This is a genomic window from Clostridium sp. AM22-11AC (assembly GCF_003473545.1).
Taxonomy (GTDB): Bacteria; Bacillota; Clostridia; order Lachnospirales; family Lachnospiraceae; genus Enterocloster.
In genome coordinates this window covers 197,098-219,049 of record NZ_QUCM01000002.1, presented here as the reverse complement: position 1 = coordinate 219,049, position 21,952 = coordinate 197,098, and the positions used below count along the sequence as shown (strand labels likewise).

Here is a 21,952-nt window from a genome sequence, read left to right as displayed (position 1 = left end):
GCCTATTTTTTATCCGGTTCGTAATGTTGTCAGATAGCAATGCCGCAAGGCCAAAAACATTTTACTCCGCCTGATCATTGGTCAGTTTCAATCTGTCTAATACATAGAATACAAGGCTCATTGCCATACCTACTACGCAGGCAAGTACCATTCCGGTAAGTTCGATATTACCAATACGCAGTGCTGCGCCGGAAAGACCAGTTACGAAGATAACGCTGGTGAGCATCTGGTTGCGGTTTTTGGAGTAGTCTACTTTGGAGTCTACCAGGATGCGCAGGCCGGAGGTTCCGATCATGCCGTAGAGCAGGAAGGAGATACCGCCGATCACAGGACCCGGGATGGTGCTGATGAGGGCGGACAGCTTTCCTACGAAGGAACATATGATAGAAAGAATGGCTGCGCCTGCAATCACACGGACACTGTATACACCGGTTACTGCCATTACACCGATATTCTCGCCATAAGTAGTAGTCGGTACGGAGCCGATCATACCGGAAAGCATGGTAGAGAAGTTATCTGCAAATAAGGATCTGTGAAGTCCCGGATCTTTTAACAGATCTCTTCCTACGATCTTACTGGTAACTACCTGATGTCCGATATGCTCGGAAATGATGACCAGGATAACAGGAAGGATGATCATGATCGCCTGAGCATCAAATTTCGGTGAGGAAAAATGAGGCATAGCGATGATCTTAGCTGCGGCTACTTCCTCAAAATCAACAATTCCGCAGATGATGGCTGCTGCATAGCCTGCCAGAACTGCGATCAAGATTGGGATAACTGCCAGGAATTTGCGGAACAGGATGGAACCGAATACAGCTACGCCTAAAGTTACCATAAATACAATGATCTTTCTTGGATCAATGTTCTCATCCAGCAGACCTGCGTTGGAAGCTGCATTGGCGGATAATTCCAGACCGATCAGAGCTACTACCGGGCCCATGGCTGCAGGCGGAAGTACGATGTTGATCCAGTCTGTACCAAACTTATAGATAATAAGTGCTAAAATACAGCCGCAGAAACCAACTGCCACGAAACCGCCTAAAGCGTATTCATAGCCAAAATTCTGGATCACAATAGATGCAGGTGCCAGGAAAGCAAAACTGGAACCTAAGTAAGCCGGTGCTTTTCCCTTTGTGATCGCGATAAATAAAAGGGTTCCGATACCATTCATGAACAGTACGATCGCAGGGCTGATGCCAAAAAGGAAAGGCACCAGAACGGACGCGCCGAACATGGCAAACATGTGCTGGATACTTAAGGGTATCAGCAATTTTACAGGAACTTTTTCTTCTACCTGAATAATTCTCTTTTCCATTCTCTTCTCCTTTGATGTGTTATTTGCCCCCGGAAAAATCCCAGGAGTACATTAATATTATCTTCTTCTGGGATGTACTCTTTTTCCACGTTCAAAGCAGCGTTCGCAGATGGAAAACGGATAATCCCAGGAAAGTTCTCTTCCACAGATTGTGCATTTTCGGGTGTAGCTGGCACATTCTGTCTTTAAAATACGGCTGATCTCTTCTTCTGTGTTCCTGCGCTCTTCCACCAGATTTTCTTCCTGAACAGGCAGTCCCACTTTTCTGGAAAACTGGAAATACAGATCCAGCATTTTATAATAGCTTTCCAGATCATACAGATCCGGTCCCGGACTGTATGGAAACTGCAGTTCTTCCACATCCCGGTAGTCCCGGCAGTAATCTTTCCACAGATCCATGACCAGCTTATTGTCAATGTCCACAGAGCAGGTGATCAGCTTATAGATCTCTTCTTTGGAAAATTCGTCCATATGATCCCGCTGTACATGCTCAAAGCTTACATACAGCGCAAGCAGCTCGTCTACTTCCATTTTTTCATAAATAGAAGGTGTTTCCATACTGGCCCATATTTTTACCAGTGTGTCGATCTCAGCCGGCAGCTTTAACAGCTGTTCCGGGAAGCCGATGTAGGCTTTCATAATGGGGATCGGACGCCGTTCCAGTCCGTCTTTTATTAATTCCAGATCGTCCAGCACGGCCACAAAACCTTCGTCATAGAGACCAAAACGCCCGGCCCGACCTGCGATCTGCTTGATCTCCTCTGGCAGAAGGCTTCTGCGGCCTACTCCGTCAAATTTCCGGGTCTCAATGAAAACAATACGGCGGATGGGCAGGTTTAAGCCCATTCCAATGGCGTCGGTACTGACTACCACTTCTGTCTCTTTTTCCAGGAAGCGGCGCACCTGCTCTCTTCTGGTGGCAGGAGGCAGACTTCCATAGATAACGCTACAATGGACTCCCTGGTTTTCCAGGTGGGCCGCCAGCGCCAGTACTGATTTCTTTGAAAATACGATAAGAGCATCGCCTTTTTTCAAATCTTTTTTCAGGGAATACGGCTTTTCTTCTAAGGTAAGCCTTGTATTTCGCTTATGACGGACGATCTTAAAGGTATCCCCACACCGTTTGATCATCTGCACGATAATATCTTCCGCCTCCGGAGCCATACACAGATGGATCTCCTCTGCACGAAGTCCCAAGACTGCCCTGGTCCAGTTGTGGCCTCTGTAGGGATCCGCTACCATCTGGCACTCGTCCACTACAGCTACGTCGAAATATTCGTGTTCATTTAACATTTCCACAGTACATGCCTGACAGCAGGCACCGGCCACTTCCAGTGTTTCTTCCCCGGTTATCATGGAACAGGGAATGTTTTCACCGTTTAGCCGGTCATAAACTTCCAGTGCCAGAAGTCTTAAGGGACCAAAATAGGCGCCGTGGGAAGCTGTTTTTAACCTTTCTAATGCATCGTGGGTCTTTCCGCTGTTTGTTGGTCCGATATGAAGGATAAAGCGGCGCTTCATGGCCCTGGTCTCCGGATATTCATCCTCCGGGCGGCGTTTTACAGACTCCCGTATTCCCTTTTTAATAGTCTTTGGAAGATAAAACAGCTGATAAGCCCGCTCTAAGGAGTTGGTAAGAAGGTAGCGGCGGATGCCCTGCATTTTTAATACATGCTCCAGCTCTTCTTCTGTCAGCTCCGGCAGGTATTCCATATCTTTTGCTGCCAGCATCCCGCAGAAATCTTCCATTTTTTTCCAGTTTTCTTTTAACTGGTCCAGGGCCGGGCCCGGTTTTAAACGTTCTTCCTTGTGCATGAGATAGGCACACACTTTTGCAAACATGGCATGGATATCGTTTAATTCATTTGGCTTTTCCACCCCGTTTAAAGTCTCCTGGCTTAAACGATTTAAGCGGTGTTTTAAGTCCGCGCCTGTCATGGAGCGGTATCGTTTATTGGCTGTTCCAAAAAACAGCTCTTTATAATACTGCCCCAGATAGGCCAGACATTCTTCTTTTATTTCCATGGATGTCCTCTTTTATTCATGGCGATATCACCCTCAGGTGACATGTCCGTTTTCTTATATCCGCCACAAGGGGCTGCTGCAAAATTTTAAGGCATCCTGCAGCAGCCCCCTGTGTTTCTTGTGGTCCCGCCTGTAAGTGCGCGGAACTTTATGATCCGCACCGTCATCTGGCTAAACCATGGTGGTATCTACAAAATTTTCAAATCCGGTAATGCCAAAGCTTGCGCTGACACTGTTGATCCCTTCTACGATCTCTTCTCTGGAATAGTTTGCCATGAAAAGTGTATCATCATCTAACTGGTTTAAATACATATAGAAAGTCAGTGCCATTTCCAGATGTTCTGTGTCGTTTTCATCCAGATTTTCGTAAAGCTGGTTCTCTGCTTCGTTGATCTCACCTGCATCTACCAGATCACGCAGTTTCCGATAAATACGGTCTGTATCGCTGTATTTATCCTCTGTATCCGGAAGGGCATAATTGATCTCATTTTTTCCAAGTGCCAGTCTTGCAATGGCGCGGACTAAGTCACTGATGGTACGCATTACATAATCGTCCTGATATCCCATATCTGTTTCCCCTTTTTATATTTATATAACTTTTTCTCTTCTTAGCTCATTTCAGTATAGATGAAACCACCTTTTCAGTCAAGGCAAAAGCATTTATAATGGGGGTATCCGCAATGATCTGAAGGAGGTCGTGAACTTGAAAAAAATATTTGCTGCCGGTGTGATCATGAGCATCCTTTCTGTTTTGTTAAGCCTTTGCGCCAGGAAGGTAACCGGCTTTGCCCAGGCTTATTCTGTAACTATATATCCTGTCCTGAAAGGGATATTTGCGCGTATTTTCGGGATCTTTCCCTTTTCTGTATCAGAAGTAGGGCTGTATCTGCTTCTGCTCCTTTGTATTTTTTCTGTGGTCAAATGGTTTAAAACGCCATTATATCTGTTAAATGGTGCATTCTTTACAGCTTCTCTCCTGTTTTTCTTATTTACCATCAACTGCGGCATTAATTATTACCGGAATTCTTTTTCTTATGAAGCTGGTTTTGTGATCCGGACCCATTCTACCGATGAACTCTATGCTCTTTGCAGTGATCTTGTAAATAAGGTAAATGAAAATATACCAACAGAAACATCCCCATCTCCTTCAGATGCCGGGAATTTCTCTTATTTTCAGAATTTTTCCTATCTTCGGGAAATGGGGAAAGGAGGGCAGAAAGCCATGAAAGGACTGGCAGATGAGTATCCCCAGTTTAAAAGCTGGTACCCATATCCAAAGCCTCTGATCCATCCAAGGCTTTTATCTGTCCAACAGCTGACCGGCGTCTATTCTCCTTTTACAGTAGAAGCCAACTACAACAGTGAGATACCTGCCTACAACATTCCCCATACCATCTGTCATGAACTGTCTCATTTAAAGGGATATATGCGGGAAGATGAGGCCAATTTTATTGGTTACCTGGCCTGCACCGGTTCAGAAAGCAGGTCATTTCGCTACAGCGGTTATCTCACTGGCTGGGTATACGCGGGAAATGCTCTGGCAAAAGCGGATTATGACGGTTTTATAGAACTATATAAGAAATTAGATGAAAAAGCCAGAAATGACCTGGAAGAAAATAATGTTTTCTGGGATCGTTTTGAGGGAAAGACGGCAGAGGTGTCCACCAAGGTAAATGATACATATTTAAAAGCCCACAGCCAGACAGATGGTGTCTTAAGCTATGGGCGTATGGTTGATCTTATGCTTGCAGATTTTTATTCGGATGTCACTGCGGACTGATCTGTTCCAACAGATCGCATCACTGGCGACCTGCCTCTGACGGGCTTGCCTCAGAAGCCGTAGCCTTCTTCCATGCATACCGTTCTTCCAGGATGGTATCTTCCGGAAGCAGCAGGTAATTATTATCCCTGTCAGAGTCATTGATCATGGAATTTAATTCTTTTAACAGATAGCTGTCCGGCAGGTTACGTTCCCACCAGGTATAACCTTGCGAAGTTCTCACTCCTTTGGCATCAATGTTGCGGCCTGCGTAGTAATCAATATATACATCTGCGTAGGTCACTGCCATGGAGCGTTTCACATCACTTCCTACATTGTGGACTACTCCGCCGATCTGGTCTGCGATCAGCTTCTGAATGTAATGTTCCGACCAGCCCACAAAATCCAGCAGATCTGTATTTTCCTGTTCTGTACGTTTTGCCCAGACTGATACATCCACAGACTCCGTAGAATATTCCATGCTTCCGTCCTCTTTCCACTGTAAAACGCCATACTGGCAGGGCGGGATACTCATAGCATCTGTAATGATCTCCTGGATGCCATAGGCATCATCTGCTACTCCCGGTTCTGCCTTGTGCTTGCGGATCCTCTGAACATGAAGATGACCGCTTAAAAACAGGGGGATCTTATATTTCTGAAGAAGATCAATGACCTCCCCATTATTGTCCATGGCACACTGGGTTGTATACATACGGCTCTGGGCCAGCAGGTTGTGATGGGCAATAGGCAATATCTGCATCCCGTCTTCCTGGGCCTTTTTTAACTGCTCATCCATCCACACCAAGGTCTCTGCCTTGATCCGGCCTTCTACCAGGTTCTTAGGCTCATACTGGCAGGAGTCTAACATTAAAAGACGGTTTCTTTCATCTAGCTGGTAAACATAGCTTAAAGAAGCACTGTCCCGGCTGATGGCCTGATCGTAACCGTACATATGGTAAATATCATAAAATTCTTCCGGGGTAACGCTGTCTGTGGATGTTTTCTCATCTCCAAAATAAACAGCCGCATTGGGATTATTGATATCATGGTTTCCAGGGATGATCAGTACCGGAATACCTGCATCCTGAACTTTGTGAAGCTTCTCAGCCAGTTCCTTATGATTGATCTTCTCCCCGTTCATGGTAATATCACCACTGAGTACCAGTGCTGTTGGTTTTTCAGCGATCACCTGATCCATAAAAGCATCTAACAGCTGGGGAAGATATTTTACCACTTTTCCGTCGCAGCGCTCTACAAAAAGCTGAAAAGCTGCTCCGTCATCCTCTGCATCTGCGCTCTGATAATGAACATCCGTTGCCTGGATGATCCTTGGAGGCGTATAATGCTCTTCTTCCGGGACCTCCGGCCAAACCTGAGGCAATGTCTTACTCCAGCCTTTATAGCCTGTTTCCCGTCGGATATGGGTATTTTTCTCCGTCTCATTCCATAATTCATCTGTATCTTCTGACAGATCTGATCCTTCAGCCCCGTCCATTTTTCCATTTTCACGGTCTGTATCATCTGCAGACCCGTCAATTACAATATTGGTCTCTGCCGCAGCCTTAGAGGTGTACTCCGTACTGTCTCCGGCAGTTGTTATTTTCTTAAAAACGTGCAATACCCCGAAGCATACCAGAAATACAAGGGCATACATCAGGGCACTGACGATCCAGGTTTTTCGTTTCATAATTTATATGATCCCCAGCTCTTTCATAGCATAGGCGATCCCGTCATCCTCTACTGTTTTTGTTACAAAAGATATATATGGTTCCAACACCGGACTGTGATCTCCCATGGCGATACAGTTGACTGCATACTGGAACATGGACAGATCATTGCTGCTGTCACCAAATACATAAGCATCCTCTTTTGAAATGCCATAGTGTTTTAACACAAGATCAATGGCAGTTGCCTTGGAATGACCTCTTGGGATACACTCATAAAAGCCCTTTTCCCTGTCAATGACCTCAATATCCGGCATTCTTCCAAACAGCTCTTTGCAGCGGCTCTTTTCATCAGAACCAATGTAAAACTTGTCAAAATCAAAACTGTCATCTTCCCAGTAGCATGGCATTGGACAGCCGGAGAGCTTAACAGACTGTTTTACACGCTCTACCTGCGGCAGACAGGATGGTGCTTCATGCATATAGCAGCCGCCCAGACCTTCCAGTACACCGTCCAGACCGCAGTCATCAATGTCTTTTTTGATCTGCAGTCCTCTTTCATGTGGGATCACATGGTGATATAAGACCTCATCTTTTACTCTCACATAAGTACCGCAGCCGCAGAGAAATCCATCTGCATCTACCTGGGAACGGATCTCATGTAAATGCGGATACACACGGCCTGTATTGATCAGGACCAGATGTCCTTTTTCTCTTGCCTGTTTCAGTGCCTCTTTCGCACTGTCAGGAACCCTCCGCGTCTTTTCAGACAGGAGGGTTCCGTCAATATCAAAAAATAAAGCTTTTGTTCTGTTATTATTCATCATCTCTGAAAACAATGGTTCCTGTCTCCTCATCCATACTGTCAACAATAGCCAGTGACTCCAGACGGATTCCTTCGGAACGGATCAAATCTCCGCCTACCTGGAAGCCTTTTTCAATAACGATACCAGCACCTACTAATTCAGCACCGGAATCTCTTACTAAAGCTGCCAGACCTTCTAACGCCTTTCCGTTTGCCAGGAAATCATCGATAAGAAGCACTTTGTCGCCCTTTCCAAGGAATTCCTTGGATACGATAATGTCATATACTCTGCCGTGGGTAAAGGACTCTACTTTAGAAGTATAGACTTCACCAGCAATGTTCTTGGTCTGTGTCTTCTTAGCGAATACAACAGGAACATCAAAATACTGGGCTACAATACATGCAATTCCGATTCCGGAAGCCTCGATGGTAAGGATCTTGTTTACTTCCACATCCGCAAATCTGCGCTTGAATTCCTTTCCGATCTCACCAAACAGTTTAATATCCATCTGGTGATTTAAAAAACTGTCTACTTTCAGCACATTTCCCGCTTTGATCTTGCCGTCCTTACGGATCCTATCTTTTAAGAGTTGCATGTATAATATCCTCCTTATCCATTTGTTTTGAATATAATATTTTAGTTTGCTTTTGTTTCTTCTGCTGTAGTTTCAGCTTCTGTTGTTTCTTCTGGGGAAGACTCCTGGTCTGCTGAAGTTTCAGTAACCGTTACTTCACGCTCAGACAGTTTTGCAGGATTTTCTGCTTCATTGTCTGCATTGGAAGCTAAAAATCTTAATACCTTATCCTGAAGGACCTGCTCATTTACAGTATCTTCTCCATAAAGGCTTACCAGTGTATCTTTGCTGGTTCCATTTGCCTGTGCAAATGCTTCTTTATCTTCATCTGTCAGGTTATCAAGACCTTCTTTTGCTGCAATGTCTTTTACAACGATCTCTTTCTTAGCTGCTTCTTTTACAGAAGAGTAGATGTATTCCTTAAATCCGGCTTCATCCATACCATTGGCCTGAGCCATCTGGGAAAGAGTCATTCCGTACATCTTAGCCTGGTTGGTATACTGCTTTAACATCTGATTGTAACGCACAGATAAACCGTTTCTGGAGAACTTGAAATCGGAGTTATCGATAATGTCCTGAAGAACATCCTGCTCCATTTCCTGCTCTGCTGTCTTCTGCTTCTGGGCTAACAGGTCAGCACGGATGCCTTCCTTATACTCATCTACAGTCTGGTAATCAGAAGTTCTCTGTACAAATGCATCATCTAATACTGCATCCTGCTTTTCTTTTACAGCATTTACAGTTACTTCAAATACAACTGCCTGTCCTGCTAAAGACTCTTCTCTGTAATTTTCCGGGAAAGTTAAATCCAAGGTCTTTGTCTCACCCTTCTTTGCTCCGACCAGACCGTCTTCAAAACCGTCGATCATAGATCCTGAACCAAGAGTCAGATCCTGTCCTTCTGCGGTACCGCCGTCAAAAGCTTCTCCGTCTTTTGTTCCCTTGTAGTCGATGTTGACGATATCGCCGTCCTGCGCAGCTCTGTCCACTTCTACTTCATTTGGATTTTGCTTCAGATTGGTCTGGATCTTCTGGTCTACTTCATCATCTGTTACTTCCGGAGCTGCTACATTGATCTTTACTCCTCTGTACTCAGAAACAGTTGCAGAACCAAGGTTTACATTTGTGGTGTCTGTGCTGCCTGCGCATCCGGTCATCAGAACAGCTGCAGTCAGACCGCATAAACATAATAATTTCAGTTTTCTCATTGTTGCATGTCCTTTTCTTTTCTTTCTTTTCGCTTATTTGTTCTGTCAGGAACTTTTTGTCCGTCCCTGGAAAACAAAAACAGACTTTCTTTAAGCGTTGTACATAGTTATACCATACACCGTCGGGAAAAAAAAGCCCTTACAATAAGTTTTATGACGCATAAAATGCCTTAAATGCTTTATATGTATGGTAAACGTCTAATTTAGAAGCAAGTTCAAAAGGAGCATGCATGGAAAGGATCGGCACACCTAAGTCCACTGTATCCACATCCATATGAGCTACAAACTTGGCAATGGTGCCGCCGCCGCCTGCATCTACTGCGCCAAGCTCGCCTGCCTGCCAGTAAACACCTGCATCTTCCATAATGCCGATAACTTTCGCCATGGTCTCTGCACTGGCATCATTGGAGCCGCCTTTTCCTCTGGCGCCTGTGTATTTAGTGAGAACACAGCCTTTGTTGATGTAGCTGGAATTGCGCGCTTCATATACATCCGGGAAAGTCGGGTCATAAGCTGCATTTACATCAGAGGACAAGCATAAGGAAGCCTTTAATACGTCACGTACCGCAACCTTCTCCATAGAAGCAAGATCTTCTATATAATGAAGGACATAATCGGAATTCAGACCTGTATTTCCGTCAGAACCTGTCTCTTCTTTATCTGTAAGAATGGTCACTGTGGTGTGTTCCGGCTTTTTCGTATCAATCTCAGCAGTCAGCGCTGTGTATGCACAAACACGGTCATCCTGGCCATAAGCGCCTACCAGACTGCGGTCTAAACCGATATCTCTTGCTTTTACAGCCGGTACCAGTTCAAATTCTGCGCGGAAGAAATCTTTTTCTTTCATACCGTACTGTTCATGAAGCAGTGCCAGGATAGAAAGTTTTACAGCGTCCTTGATGTCTTCTCCTTCATATGGAAGAGAACCTAAAACAACGTTTAATTCTTCTCCCTTTAAGCCTTCCCGCAGCGGGCGCTCATTCTGCTTTGCAGCCAGATGTGGCAGCAGGTCTGTAATGCAGAATACAGGGTCATCTTCTTTTTCACCGATGCAGATTTCCGTCAGTTCCCCGTTTTTCTTTGCAACAACGCCGTGAATAGCTAACGGAATAGTTCCCCACTGGTATTTGCGGATACCGCCGTAGTAATGAGTCTTAAAGTAGGCTATATCTTCTTTTTCATATAATGGATTTGGCTTTAAGTCCAGTCTTGGGGAGTCAATATGAGCTCCATTGATATGCAGACCTTCGGATAATGGCTTTTTGCCAAAGGTAGTTGCAATAATGGCTTTTCTGCGGTTTACATAATATACCTTATCTCCTGGTTCATAGGAAGCAGTGCGGTCAAATGGCTTGTAACCGGCCTTTTTTAACATGTGTACAGCTTCTTTTACGCACTCGCGCTCTGTTTTTCCTGCGTTAAGGAACTGTTTGTAGCCTTCACAGTATTTGAAAGCTTTTTCCTTGTGGTCTGGTGCGTCTTTTCCAATATGGGGAGCAGACCAGGTAAGCTGCTCCTGTAATTCCTGTGCTTTTGTTTTCTTGGACATGGGATCTTCCTCCGTAAATTAAGTAATACTCAGCCGCCTGAGGGCGGAGAGAAACATTGGTATATACTTCCCGCTAAAGCGGGAAAACCGGGACCAACTCCCGTTGAAAGCTATAACTCAAAAGTTCGGACTCTGGGCTTCGGTTTATCCCCCGACTGCGCCCCCATCTTTTTATGCCTTGCATCCATAAGAATGGCAGAAACCTGGGCATCCCCCAGTCCTGCTGTAGCCCGGATCATCTGCTCTAACATCTGGCTGTCCGTCTCTTTTGCCTCTGCCAGCCAGGAAAGGATCTCTCTTTCTCCCCGCTCTGTCAGGCCTTTTGCTGCTTCATCCGGATGTTTTTTGATGTATTTCCAGTATTCTTCTTTCCATTCCTCTGTCAGACCTTTGGGCCAGTAGAGGCGGTAAAGGGCCATGCGGCATACAAGGGCCGGGCTTTCTAAGATCTCTGCTGTTGGCAGCAGTTTGTCATATTCCCAGAACTGAAAATCAGTTCCGTTAAAACAATACCGGTACATATGACCGCAGCCATGCATTTCCCTCATAATGATACGGGCAGGAGTATTTTCTATGGACTCCTCAAAAAACTCCGGAAAGATCAGCTTTGCCAGAAGTTTCCCTTCTTTATCCCGGTAATCTACAACCAGCATCTGCCGCAGTTCTGAAAGTATTTCTTTAAAACTGGATTTTTCCTCCGGAAAGATACGGATATCCAGTTTATTTATCTGGGTACAGCCTGTAAATACTCCGGCCCCCCAGTCTCTCACTGTACTGCAGCAGGAAAGCTTCTTTAAATGAAAACAGTTATAAAAGGCATAGGCCCCTACTTTTTCCAGATGTTTCGGCAGCGTAAGTTTCTCCAGGGCTTCACCGCACATTTCCGGCTCTCCTTCGTATTCTGCCGGCGGCTGTTCTCTTCTTCGCACAGTCTGGGAGAATGTATATGTATCCAGTTCTGTTACCGGAAGTCCTTCTATGGTGTCCGGTATCACCAGTTTGTTATCTAATGTGTAGCAGCGCCCCACACAGATCCCTTTTGTTGTCTTTCTATATAATACATTCATGTAATCAGTTTAATCAGTTTCCCTTATTTTTTCAACCCCATTTCCAATAAGGTCTAATTAAAAAAGCTGCTTCCTGTTCATGCATTGCATGACCAGAAAGGATAAAAGCACCAAAGCTAAGGGCCAGTCCCTCTGTCGTGCCCAGTCCCAGAAGGGATGTATAAGTGATCGGCAGCAGGAAACCTGCCACACCTGTAAGTCCTACAAATGCTCCTACTACCAGATTGGCCATTGTTACGATCAGACAGAATGTGATACCTGTGATCATGCTTCTAATTCCTCCATGTATTTCATCGCTTCATAAAGGATCTTTTCCTCATCCAGTGTAAGAACTTCCCGATCCTTCATCAGCAGTCTGCCATCTACCGCCATATCGCAGACGTCAGACGCAGTAACACATTCTAACAGAGTATTCACCAGATTACCAGTAGGATATAAATGAGACTGCATGGTATTGATGGTAATAAAGTCCGCTTTTTTGCCTTCTGCGATCACACCGCCCTCCTCTTTCATCAGGCGGTATCCCTCTTTTGTAGCCATGGAAATGATCTGAGCTGCAGACATGATAGCCGGATTGCTCTGGGCAACGCCGTGTTTTACGTTCATCACAGAACGGAAGATCTTCATTTCATTCCAAAGACTTAAACCACCGTGAGCAGCACCGTCTGTTCCAAGTCCTACGCAGATTCCATCTTCTAAAAGTGCCGGTGTCTCCGGAACTCCTTTTCCACAGTTGCTGAACGGACAGTGGCATACTTTTACGTCACGCTCACGCAGCAGTGCTCTTTCGTGAGCCGATACCATGATACTGTGGGCACCGATAAAGCGGTCGCTTAAAACATGGAAAGAGTCCAGATATTCATAAGGACGTTTTTGGAACCGCTGAAGGAAGAAATTCACTTCTCCCGGATATTCATTCATATGGGCCTGTAAAAGAGCCTGGCGGTCATCTGCATGCTCTGTGATCAGCCGGATGGTCTTCTTTATAAGATCAATCTGACCAGACAGCAGTTGCAGGATGAAACAAGCATCAACGTAAAAACATTAAACCGTACCATCAGCCAGTTAAAAGAAGAGGGATTTATTTCCCTGGAAAAGGGCAAGATCTGCTATTATAAAGAAAATTATAAAAAGGCTGTAACATGGCTGCAGGAGGCGCGGCGCAGATAATATTCTCTGCTACCGCCCCTCCTGCAGCATTTTTTCAAATTCATGTGCTGGGACCGGATGGGAAAACCAGTATCCCTGTACTTCATCACACATGGTATTTCTAAGGATGGACGCCTGTTCCGGCGTCTCAACTCCCTCACATACAATATGATAACCAAGACCTTTTAACAGGTTGATGATCTCACGAAGGAAGTAAATCCCCTTATGAGTAGTCTCACAGTTGCTGATAAAGGCCCGGTCCACTTTTACTGTGTTGACCGGAATATCAATGACTGTATTCAATATGGAATAACCGGCTCCAAAATCATCTAAGGCTGTCCTAAAACCGACAGTCTGTAACTTTGCAAACAGCTGCTTTACATGGTCATAATCAGAAACTGTAGCTGTCTCTGTTAATTCCAGTTCTATAAGAGCCGGGTCCACACCGTATTTTTCCAGGATGGTTGTATAACGGTGAACGGTATCACTGTTCTGGGCATGAAGGGCAGACGCATTGATGGAGATCAGACGCTGCGGGATCCCCTGTTCCTTCCAGTTTGCCAGAAGCTTTACCGTTTCCTCAAACATGTAAAAATCCAGGTCAATGATACGGCCGTTTTTCTCATAAACAGGGATAAAACTGTCCGGCGGCAGGATCGTACCATCTTCCCTCTGCCAGCGGACTAAAGACTCCGCACCTACGATCTTTCCTGTTGTCAGGGAGAAACGTGGCTGGAGATAGATCTTAAATTCTTTATTTTTTATTGCTTTATCTAAGCCAATGGCAATTTCATTTTCCATATTCTGGAGATCCGCCATGGTCTTATCATATACACATACAGTCTCAGGGGAATTATCCTGGATCTGGCGTCTGGCATAGTTGGCCGCATCAATAGCAAACGAAGCTCCGTCGCAGTCTTTTTCTACTTTGTATACACCGGTGCGCAGGCGCAGCTTTGCTTCCGGATATTTTCTCTGCTGCCGCTCAATAAATCCATTATTGATACGCTTAATGGCTTCTATGGAACCGTTATTCCATTTTTCCTCAAAGAAGAGAATGAACTGATCTGCGACCACCCTGGTAAAATGGGCAGTATTGCGCTTTTTTAAAGTATCAATAATATAACCGGTAAATTCCCGCAGCAGCTGGTCTCCTGCTGCATAACCGTATTTCCGGTTAAAATATTTAAAGTTTTCAAGATCTGTGTAAACTAAGAGACAGCTTTTTCCTTTTCCGGAAGCGATCACACTGTCAACCTCTTCCCTGAAACGGTTAAAAGAAAGCAGACCTGTAACCTGGTCATATTTAGGATAACCGGCACAACCATTACAGGTTGCCTCTTCTTCCCGGTACTGTCCCAGTTCCCGTTCCAGGCGCTCTTCCTGATGCCACTCCCCGGTTACATCAGTGACCATGCCAAAGAGGATACAAGATCTACCTTCTTCTTCATCTTCTTCAATGGATACAGTCTCCAGGCGCTTTCTGGAAACATAGCCGTCATCATCTACTTCACGGATATCAATGGGCCCCTTAATACGCCCACTGTAAAATTCAATGGCTTTCCAGCGGTCATCCGGGTAGATCCTGGTCTTATCCCTGAGATAATCACAATACTTCGGTATTTCCACTTCTACTTCCAGCTCTTTATTGTAACGGATCAGAGTATCTGTTTTTATATGGTATTCAAATATAATGACACCGCTTTTCTCCAAAATAGCGGAAAGATGCTTCAACATTCTTTTGCCGGCATTCTCTTCCCTGCGCCCTGGCATCTTCTGTACCTCCTCTTTTCTTAAGTACTTTTATCATTATTCCTACTTTACCATACTTATACTTTCTATTCAAGTTGAATACCCTTAATGCTTCCTTGGCATTTTTGCCAAATTTTTCCAATAATTTTCTAAAATATTTTTTTAGAGAAATTCCTTCACCATGATCTCTGCTTCATCTAATTCAGCAATAGCCGGCAGTATCTCTTCCGGTTCCCAGTCCTCTGCCAGGATAAAAAGTCCTTTATAGATACTTTCCATAATACTCTGGAAATGTTTGTCTTTCCCTTTTCCGTTTTCAATAACTTTAAAAGCATCCCTGCCTGTCTTTTTCAGCCCGGAAAACAGACGTATCTTAAGAGAGCGCACCTGGTCCGGTCCGTTCCAGAGGCGCTCCATATCATAATCATCTGTATTTCCGCATTTTGCCACACAGGTAGCACAGCCCGGGGCTACTGCCAGTTTTTCTGCCCTTACCTGTTTTAACTGTTGGGCAAGTTCTTCCTCACCGGCATCCGGTCTTGCCAGAACAGACAGAGCACATGTTACTACCCTGTCTGTATCTTCTGTCTTTAAATGACTGTAAGTTGTCCTGGCAAGTCCGATCAAAGCGCCTGTAAGGATATCCCCTGGTCGTTTCTTTTCTGCGGACTCCATATCTTTACTCCTGTTCTGTTGGAAATACAACAGTCAACAGCATTTTAAAGGACTCTTCTGCGTAAACAGCGTGAGGAACCTTTGCCGGCATGATGAGGACATCACCAGCACAGCAGAAATGCTCTTTTCCGCCTACTGTAAATTTTCCTTTTCCTTCCAGTACCTGTACCATAGCATCGCCGGTGGAGTCATGGGTACTGATCTCTTCGCCCTTATCAAAGGCAAATAAAGTTACGCTGACTGCCTTGTTCTGAGCCAGTGTACGGCTGACGATCTGTCCCGGCTGTACAGTTACCTGCTCTGCTAACGGAAGTACGGTTTCGTGTTCAATGTTTTTAATAAATGCCATTTTAGTTTTCTCCTGCTACAAACTAATCTTTTCCCCGCCCATCGGGCGTGAGACATGTCCTAAACGTTAATCCAGTATCTTACCGTCAATAGAAATGGTCACTACCTGCCATGGAATAAACTTTCCACTGTTCTTTAAAGCCTTGATAGCTGCCTGCTCTAAACCGCCGCAGCATGGCACTTCCATGCGCACTAACGTAACGCTCTTAATATCATTGGCTGCAATGATCTCTGTCAGTTTTTCGCTGTAATCGCAGTCATCTAACTTTGGACATCCGATCAGTGTTACTTTGCCTTTAACAAAATCCTTGTGGAAGTTTCCGTATGCATAGGCAGTACAGTCTGCTGCGATCAAAAGCTTTGCCTGATCAAAGTATGGTGCCTTGATCGGTGCCAGTTTGATCTGTACCGGCCAGTTGCTTAACTGGGAAGTAACTGGTGCTGCACTGGAAGTATTTTCTCCTTCCTGAGCTGTTTCTTCGCTTCTGCGGTTCATCTGGCGCATACGGGTGCCAGGACATCCGCCTGCAGGAGCCTGATGGGCCGCTGCTGCCTTTTTCTTCTTATTTTCAAGTACTGCTGCCTCATCATATGCAGCTGCTTCTCTTTCTATAAAGGAAATGGCACCTGCCGGACAGGCCGGAAGGCAGTCTCCTAAACCATCACAATAGTCATCTCTTAATAATTTAGCCTTGCCATTAACCATTCCAATGGCACTTTCGTGACAGGCCTGGGCACAAAGGCCACAGCCATTACATTTTTCTTCATCAATATGAACGATCCTGCGTATCATTTTTGTACCTCCTTGACATTATATAAGGAATATACTACAATCACCTGCAAATGTATGTTGTTCTGACAACAAAAGGAGAGAAAATGGATTATAAACTGTTGGAAAATGCACCCTTATTTAAAGATGTTCCCCCTGAAGAGATCAATGTTATGCTCCAGTGTCTTGGCACAGAGGAACGGGATTATGACAAAGGTGAGACCATCTTTCATGCCGGAGATGTCATCCACAATATCGGACTGGTGCTGACCGGCCGGGTACAGATTGAAAATGATGATGTCTGGGGCAATAAAAGTGTTATGGAAAGTGTTGGTCCCGGCTTTGCCTTTGCGGAAAGCTATGCCTGTCTTCCCGGGGAACCCCTTATGGTATCAGCCATTGCAGCAGAACCTTCCCATATCCTGTTTTTAGATACAGGACGGGTACTGACCACCTGTCCTTCTGCCTGCACCCACCACAACCGCCTGATCCAGAACCTGTTATATATCTCTTCCCAGAAAAATCTAAATCTGTCCAGACGGATCTTCCACACCTCTTCCAAATCCATCCGTGGCCGCCTGTTATCATACCTTTCTTTTCAGGCCTCCAAAGCAGGCAGCCGGGATTTTTGTATTCCATTTAACAGGCAGCAGCTAGCTGACTATTTAAGCATTGACCGAAGCGCCATGTCGGCGGAACTTGGTAAAATGCGAAAAGAAGGGATCCTGGAGACAGATAAAAATCACTTTGTATTAAAAACGGACCTGCTGTAGCGGCAGGTCTGCTTTTTGTGCCAACGATGCGCACTCTTTTTTATCTTCTGGCTTCTCTTGTTTTTTCGATCAGCCTTCGTATTCCTTCTTCCGGATAAGAAAGCAGGGCTCCAAAGTCTGCTGCCAGCTGATAGCGTTCTTCCTCAGTTCCTCCGCACTGGTTTTCCAGCTCTTTCTGGCGTTTTTTCAGTTCCAGATAGGTCTCATAAACGTCCTGAGTACGGAAAAATAAATAATTATATTTGTCCTGATTTGCCTCTGCCGGGAACAGATCTGTGATCAGCGCCTCATCCTGTGGATGATAAAGGATCCCATATTTTTCACAAAGCTTCTTTACCTGGGGCAGATAAGAGTCTCTTTCTGCTTTGGTGTCACATGGATGGCTCATTGCCAGCTTTTTAAGGCCGGACGCCACCATTTCACAGAAGCAGTCCATCACACCACACTGATAGGAATAATTGTCAATGGGCTGCTCCTTTTCTGCTTCCTCTAAAAGCACATACTCATCCTTGTCCAAAGACAATGGTATTCCCGACGCGCTTGTAACATTCACTCCCCCATACCAGGTACTGTCCACCTGAAAAACGTCACCAACCTGGTATTCCGCAGAATACTCATCATTTTTGCGAACGATCTTTATTTTCTGTTTTTCCATAAGTAGTTTTATCTCCTTGTTGTAACTTATCTTTTGCATTCACATAAATCCTGTTTGACGCCATCTTAACACATTCCCAAACAAACCTCAAGAGCAGTGAAAAAGCGGTTGCCACAGCCTGATTTCTCATGTAAAATGGGCTTATCTGTGCTACTGTTGATCATATGTACTCTTGGAAGTTTCCGAGAGCATATTTATTTTATAAGGAGTTTTTGAATGAGTATATTAAATGTAGAACATTTAAGCCACGGTTTTGGAGACCGGGCTATTTTTCAAGATGTGTCTTTCCGCCTTTTAAAAGGAGAACACATTGGTCTTGTAGGTGCCAACGGTGAAGGTAAATCCACTTTTATGAACATTATCACCGGAAAGCTGATGCCGGATGAAGGCAAGGTAGAGTGGGCAAAGAACGTAAATGTAGGCTATCTGGACCAGCACACAGTCCTGGAAAAAGGAATGACCATCCGGGAAGTATTAAAAAGCGCCTTTGCTCCTCTTTTTGAGATGGAAGAGCGGATGAACCATATCTGTGACAATATGGGGGATGCAGACGAAGATCAGATGAATGCCATGATGGAAGAGCTTGGAACCATCCAGGACCTTTTAATGGCACATGATTTCTATGTGATCGACTCCAAAGTAGAGGAAGTTGGCCGGGCTTTAGGTCTGGATGAGATCGGTATGGACCGTGACGTAACAGAGCTTTCCGGCGGTCAGAGAACCAAAGTCCTTCTTGGAAAGTTGCTGCTTCAGAAGCCGGATATCCTGCTTCTTGACGAGCCTACCAACTACCTAGACGTACAGCACATTGAATGGTTAAAGCGCTATCTTCAGGAATATGAAAATGCTTTTATCCTGATCTCCCATGATATCCCATTCTTAAACAGCGTTATCAACCTGATCTATCACATGGAAAACCAGCGTCTGGACCGCTACGTAGGCGATTACGACAAATTCCAGGAAGTTTATTCTGTAAAGAAGGCTCAGTTAGAAGCTGCCTATAAGCGCCAGCAGCAGGAAATCGCTGAACTGGAAGATTTCGTTGCCAGAAACAAAGCCCGCGTTTCCACCAGAAATATGGCTATGTCCCGTCAGAAGAAACTGGATAAAATGGAAGTGATCGAACTGGCAAAAGAGAAGCCAAAGCCAGAGTTTCATTTCCTGGAAGCCCGCACTCCAGGCAAATATATTTTTGAGACCAAGGATCTGATCATCGGCTATGACGAGCCCCTTTCCCGTCCTTTGAACCTGACTATGGAGCGCGGACAGAAGGCCGTCCTGGTAGGTGCAAACGGTATTGGAAAAACCACTCTTTTAAAGAGTATCCTGGGACTGACACCTGCTTTAAGCGGTTCTGTGGAACTGGGCGATTATCTGTCCATCGGATATTTTGAACAGGAAATGGCTCCCGGCAATACGACTACCTGTCTGGATGAGATCTGGAAGGAATTCCCGTCTTATACCCAGTATCAGGTGCGCTCTGCCCTTGCAAAATGCGGTCTGACCACAAAACACATTGAAAGCCAGGTCCGCGTATTAAGCGGCGGTGAACAGGCCAAAGTGCGCCTGTGCAAACTGATCAACCGTGAAACCAATGTCCTTCTTTTAGACGAACCTACTAACCATCTGGATGTAGACGCAAAAGAAGAATTAAAACGTGCCTTAAAGGCTTACAAAGGAAGCATCCTTCTCATCTGCCATGAACCGGATTTTTATGAAGGTCTGGCTACCGATGTATGGGACTGCAGAGACTGGGCACTGCGTTTATCATGATCTTACCACGATCATAAAAGGCTGCTTTCAGATCATTTAGATTGAATGACCTGAAAACAGCCTTCTGTTATTTCTGATTATCTTTTATTTTTGGGAAATATCTTCAATAAAACCTTCTCCGAATACCTCCTTCACATCACTTACAATAAGAAACGCCTGCTTGTCATATTCCCGGACAATATCCCGAAGCCAGATGATCTCTTTTCTGGGAACAACACAAAACAGCATGTCCCTTTCTGTTCCGGAATACATTCCTACTGACTTTACAGCAGTAACACCTCTCTCCATATTTTTCATGATCGAGCCTGCGATCTCTTTACTGCGTTCAGAAATAATGATCGCAAGCTTTGAAAAATTCAGACCGTCTAAAATTCCATCTGATACGCGGCACACTGCATAGATCGCTATCATCGCATACAATGCTGATCCCAGTCCAAATACAGAAGCACCTGCCAGTACTACCATTGCATCAAGGACCTGCATGATCTGAGATACAGAATATTGACGGATCTTCAGATGAAGCAGGGCTGCAAGCATATCCGTGCCCCCTGTAGTGGCATGTACTGCAAATAAAATCCCTGTTCCAACTCCGGAAAGAATACCGCCAAATAAAGCTGATAAAAAGATATCATCTCCGGCAATGGTCATTTCCGGCAAAACATACAAAGAAACTGACAAGGACACAGTTGCTATAAATGTCCTTTTAATAAAATTCCATCCTTTCAAACGCCAGGCAGCCAGAAATAATGGAATATTCAGCAATGTATTTGTCAGCCACAAGGGTATATCAAACAGACTTTTGAATATGATCGCCACGCCGGATACTCCGCCGGTAACAAGGTTCACAGGATCATAAAGGTTTTTTATTGCAAACCCCATTAAAAATGCTGCAAAAATAATCACTGCGTAACAAGCCAATTCAGTTTTTACTGCCCTGAAATCCTTCATTTTTATTTCACCATTTTTCTATCTGATCCCAGTCAGATTTTTTATGCGGACGTTCCCACATATATTCTTTAAATTCCCCACAACATGGGGTTCCTTTACATACCCAGATGCGGCGGTCTGTCACATCCATAAGGATACACCCAAGCGTACTGATCCGGTTCAGCTCTGTCTTTCTGCTATCACCGTGTCTGCAAACACTGAAAGGATATCCAAAATGATCCTTAAAAGCATCCTTTATATCTTCCATGGTGACTGCACCTGCTTTAGGCTGAAGATGTTTTAAAATTCTCCTGTCACGATATAAAGTTCCCCCCAGAGCATCCACCTGGTATGCATAATGAGGATGGCGGATATGGTTACTATGGGCTATCAGGCCATTTTCCGGATACAGCACCAGCTGTCCGTCCTTTAGTTTTTCAAATCCCATGGCATCACCACCGCAATAAGCTGCCACATAATACATTGGAAGCATCGATTCCGCTCCGAATATCTGATTCACTGCATCAACATAACGATCCTGTTCCAAAAATTTACGGCGGATAAATACAGATGGGATTCCAAAAACTTCAGGATTATATGTTTTTTGCAGACTGTTGACTCCCAGGGCAATTCCTGCCTGGTTCATGCCATATCTGGCAAGCTGTCCTGCCTCTGTAACGATCATCAGATCCGGACCGTCATCTCTAAGAATCTGTAAGATCACGGTGCCATATTCCTGCCATGTGTAAGTGTCCCAGTTCTGTGCCAGGATCGTATGTCCATTAGCAGAAGCATCCGGCAATACTGCAACGCTGGAACAGCCATCCAGTTCCTCCTTATCAGAAGGGGGTCTGCGTACCAGAGTCATAGCCTCTGACCGTGAATTTAAGGTTAAAAGGTCATCAAACTCTACATCTGCGCCCTGGGCGATCCCTTCTAATTCATCTAAAAGTTCCGGTGAGTAAGAATGGATAAAAGGAAGAAATTCTTTGGATATCACTTTTGCTTCATCCCAGCTTACCGCCGTGTGCCCGCCATTAAAAAACCGGATATAGCGCTCCAATACTCCCTGTATCAGTTCTTTACATTGAACTCCATAATCTACTCCACGTTCTCTGTGGTTTTTACCACGGATAGTGAAAACAGGCATCTCCATATTAT

At 44.8% G+C, this 21,952-nt stretch carries 22 protein-coding genes; 4 read left to right on the top strand and 18 right to left on the bottom strand.

The features are described 5' to 3' along the window. Positions 1-61 precede the first annotated feature (61 nt). From uraA to DW251_RS03700, 3 genes are all read right to left on the bottom strand, one after another. Complete coding sequence (gene uraA, locus DW251_RS03710; protein ID WP_021870326.1) at positions 62-1,318, bottom strand: uracil permease; 1,257 nt, start codon at positions 1,316-1,318, stop codon at positions 62-64. 57 nt (positions 1,319-1,375) lie between these two features. Next, positions 1,376-3,343, bottom strand: coding sequence for a DEAD/DEAH box helicase (locus DW251_RS03705; protein ID WP_118300266.1), 1,968 nt, complete (start codon positions 3,341-3,343; stop codon positions 1,376-1,378). Positions 3,344-3,514: 171 nt separating this feature from the next. Then, positions 3,515-3,910, bottom strand: coding sequence for a DUF6483 family protein (locus DW251_RS03700; RefSeq protein WP_021870328.1), 396 nt, complete (start codon positions 3,908-3,910; stop codon positions 3,515-3,517). 130 nt (positions 3,911-4,040) lie between these two features. Between DW251_RS03700 and DW251_RS03695 the strand changes: the two genes are divergently transcribed. Continuing rightward, a complete protein-coding gene (locus tag DW251_RS03695; RefSeq protein ID WP_347474612.1) occupies positions 4,041-5,123 on the top strand; it encodes a DUF3810 domain-containing protein in 1,083 nt (360 codons plus the stop codon). Between the two features lie 19 nt (positions 5,124-5,142). Here DW251_RS03695 and DW251_RS03690 read toward each other — a convergent pair whose 3' ends face one another. The 8 genes from DW251_RS03690 to DW251_RS03655 all read right to left on the bottom strand — a co-directional run bounded on the left by DW251_RS03690 (position 5,143) and on the right by DW251_RS03655 (position 12,891). Next, positions 5,143-6,789: a metallophosphoesterase gene (locus tag DW251_RS03690; protein ID WP_118300265.1), complete on the bottom strand. Its 1,647-nt coding sequence runs from the start codon at positions 6,787-6,789 to the stop codon at positions 5,143-5,145. A gap of 3 nt (positions 6,790-6,792) precedes the next feature. Next, the gene (locus DW251_RS03685) at positions 6,793-7,590 is read right to left on the bottom strand and encodes an HAD family hydrolase (RefSeq protein WP_347474615.1); all 798 of its coding nucleotides are present in this window, start codon (positions 7,588-7,590) and stop codon (positions 6,793-6,795) included. After that, entirely contained in the window at positions 7,583-8,167 is a 585-nt protein-coding gene (locus tag DW251_RS03680) for a xanthine phosphoribosyltransferase (protein WP_021870332.1), read from the bottom strand. Before DW251_RS03680 ends, DW251_RS03685 begins: the two co-directional genes overlap by 8 nt. A 41-nt stretch (positions 8,168-8,208) precedes the next feature. Further along, positions 8,209-9,354 carry a trigger factor gene (gene tig / locus DW251_RS03675; RefSeq protein WP_118300263.1) on the bottom strand — a complete coding sequence of 382 codons (1,146 nt, stop codon included), beginning with the start codon at positions 9,352-9,354 and terminating at the stop codon, positions 8,209-8,211. 151 nt (positions 9,355-9,505) lie between these two features. Then, the gene (locus DW251_RS03670; RefSeq protein ID WP_021870334.1) at positions 9,506-10,903 is read right to left on the bottom strand and encodes an aminopeptidase; all 1,398 of its coding nucleotides are present in this window, start codon (positions 10,901-10,903) and stop codon (positions 9,506-9,508) included. 110 nt (positions 10,904-11,013) lie between these two features. Continuing rightward, positions 11,014-11,970 carry a leucine-rich repeat protein gene (locus tag DW251_RS03665; RefSeq protein ID WP_118300262.1) on the bottom strand — a complete coding sequence of 319 codons (957 nt, stop codon included), beginning with the start codon at positions 11,968-11,970 and terminating at the stop codon, positions 11,014-11,016. 31 nt (positions 11,971-12,001) lie between these two features. Then, positions 12,002-12,238 carry a hypothetical protein gene (locus DW251_RS18060; RefSeq protein ID WP_021870336.1) on the bottom strand — a complete coding sequence of 79 codons (237 nt, stop codon included), beginning with the start codon at positions 12,236-12,238 and terminating at the stop codon, positions 12,002-12,004. Beyond that, on the bottom strand, positions 12,235-12,891 hold the full coding sequence (locus DW251_RS03655) for an amidohydrolase family protein (protein WP_021870337.1): 657 nt from the start codon (positions 12,889-12,891) through the stop codon (positions 12,235-12,237). Before DW251_RS03655 ends, DW251_RS18060 begins: the two co-directional genes overlap by 4 nt. 33 nt (positions 12,892-12,924) lie before the next feature. Here DW251_RS03655 and DW251_RS03650 point away from each other — a divergent pair, with 33 nt between their 5' ends. After that, complete coding sequence (locus DW251_RS03650) at positions 12,925-13,140, top strand: helix-turn-helix domain-containing protein (RefSeq protein WP_021870338.1); 216 nt, start codon at positions 12,925-12,927, stop codon at positions 13,138-13,140. Positions 13,141-13,149: 9 nt separating this feature from the next. On the opposite strand, the gene DW251_RS03645 is transcribed toward DW251_RS03650, so the two are convergent. The 4 genes from DW251_RS03645 to DW251_RS03630 form a co-directional block, all read right to left on the bottom strand. After that, entirely contained in the window at positions 13,150-14,892 is a 1,743-nt protein-coding gene (locus DW251_RS03645) for an EAL domain-containing protein (RefSeq protein WP_118300260.1), read from the bottom strand. Between the two features lie 141 nt (positions 14,893-15,033). Next, positions 15,034-15,546 (bottom strand): hypothetical protein, encoded by a 513-nt coding sequence (locus DW251_RS03640; protein ID WP_021870438.1) that lies wholly within the window; start codon positions 15,544-15,546, stop codon positions 15,034-15,036. 4 nt (positions 15,547-15,550) lie between these two features. Beyond that, entirely contained in the window at positions 15,551-15,895 is a 345-nt protein-coding gene (locus DW251_RS03635) for a cupin domain-containing protein (RefSeq protein ID WP_021870437.1), read from the bottom strand. A gap of 66 nt (positions 15,896-15,961) precedes the next feature. Beyond that, positions 15,962-16,687 carry a 4Fe-4S binding protein gene (locus DW251_RS03630; RefSeq protein ID WP_021870436.1) on the bottom strand — a complete coding sequence of 242 codons (726 nt, stop codon included), beginning with the start codon at positions 16,685-16,687 and terminating at the stop codon, positions 15,962-15,964. An 83-nt stretch (positions 16,688-16,770) separates the two neighbouring features. Here DW251_RS03630 and DW251_RS03625 point away from each other — a divergent pair, with 83 nt between their 5' ends. After that, a complete protein-coding gene (locus tag DW251_RS03625) occupies positions 16,771-17,436 on the top strand; it encodes a Crp/Fnr family transcriptional regulator (protein WP_021870435.1) in 666 nt (221 codons plus the stop codon). Positions 17,437-17,476: 40 nt separating this feature from the next. Here the strand turns inward: DW251_RS03625 and DW251_RS03620 are convergent, their stop codons facing one another. Further along, on the bottom strand, positions 17,477-18,091 hold the full coding sequence (locus tag DW251_RS03620) for a hypothetical protein (protein WP_118300259.1): 615 nt from the start codon (positions 18,089-18,091) through the stop codon (positions 17,477-17,479). A gap of 216 nt (positions 18,092-18,307) precedes the next feature. Here DW251_RS03620 and DW251_RS03615 point away from each other — a divergent pair, with 216 nt between their 5' ends. Next, positions 18,308-19,864, top strand: coding sequence for an ABC-F family ATP-binding cassette domain-containing protein (locus DW251_RS03615; RefSeq protein ID WP_118300258.1), 1,557 nt, complete (start codon positions 18,308-18,310; stop codon positions 19,862-19,864). 84 nt (positions 19,865-19,948) lie between these two features. On the opposite strand, the gene DW251_RS03610 is transcribed toward DW251_RS03615, so the two are convergent. Both DW251_RS03610 and DW251_RS03605 read right to left on the bottom strand, forming a co-directional pair. Continuing rightward, a complete protein-coding gene (locus tag DW251_RS03610; protein ID WP_021870432.1) occupies positions 19,949-20,812 on the bottom strand; it encodes a YitT family protein in 864 nt (287 codons plus the stop codon). 7 nt (positions 20,813-20,819) lie between these two features. Next, on the bottom strand, positions 20,820-21,947 hold the full coding sequence (locus tag DW251_RS03605) for a C45 family peptidase (RefSeq protein WP_021870431.1): 1,128 nt from the start codon (positions 21,945-21,947) through the stop codon (positions 20,820-20,822). Positions 21,948-21,952 lie beyond the last annotated feature (5 nt).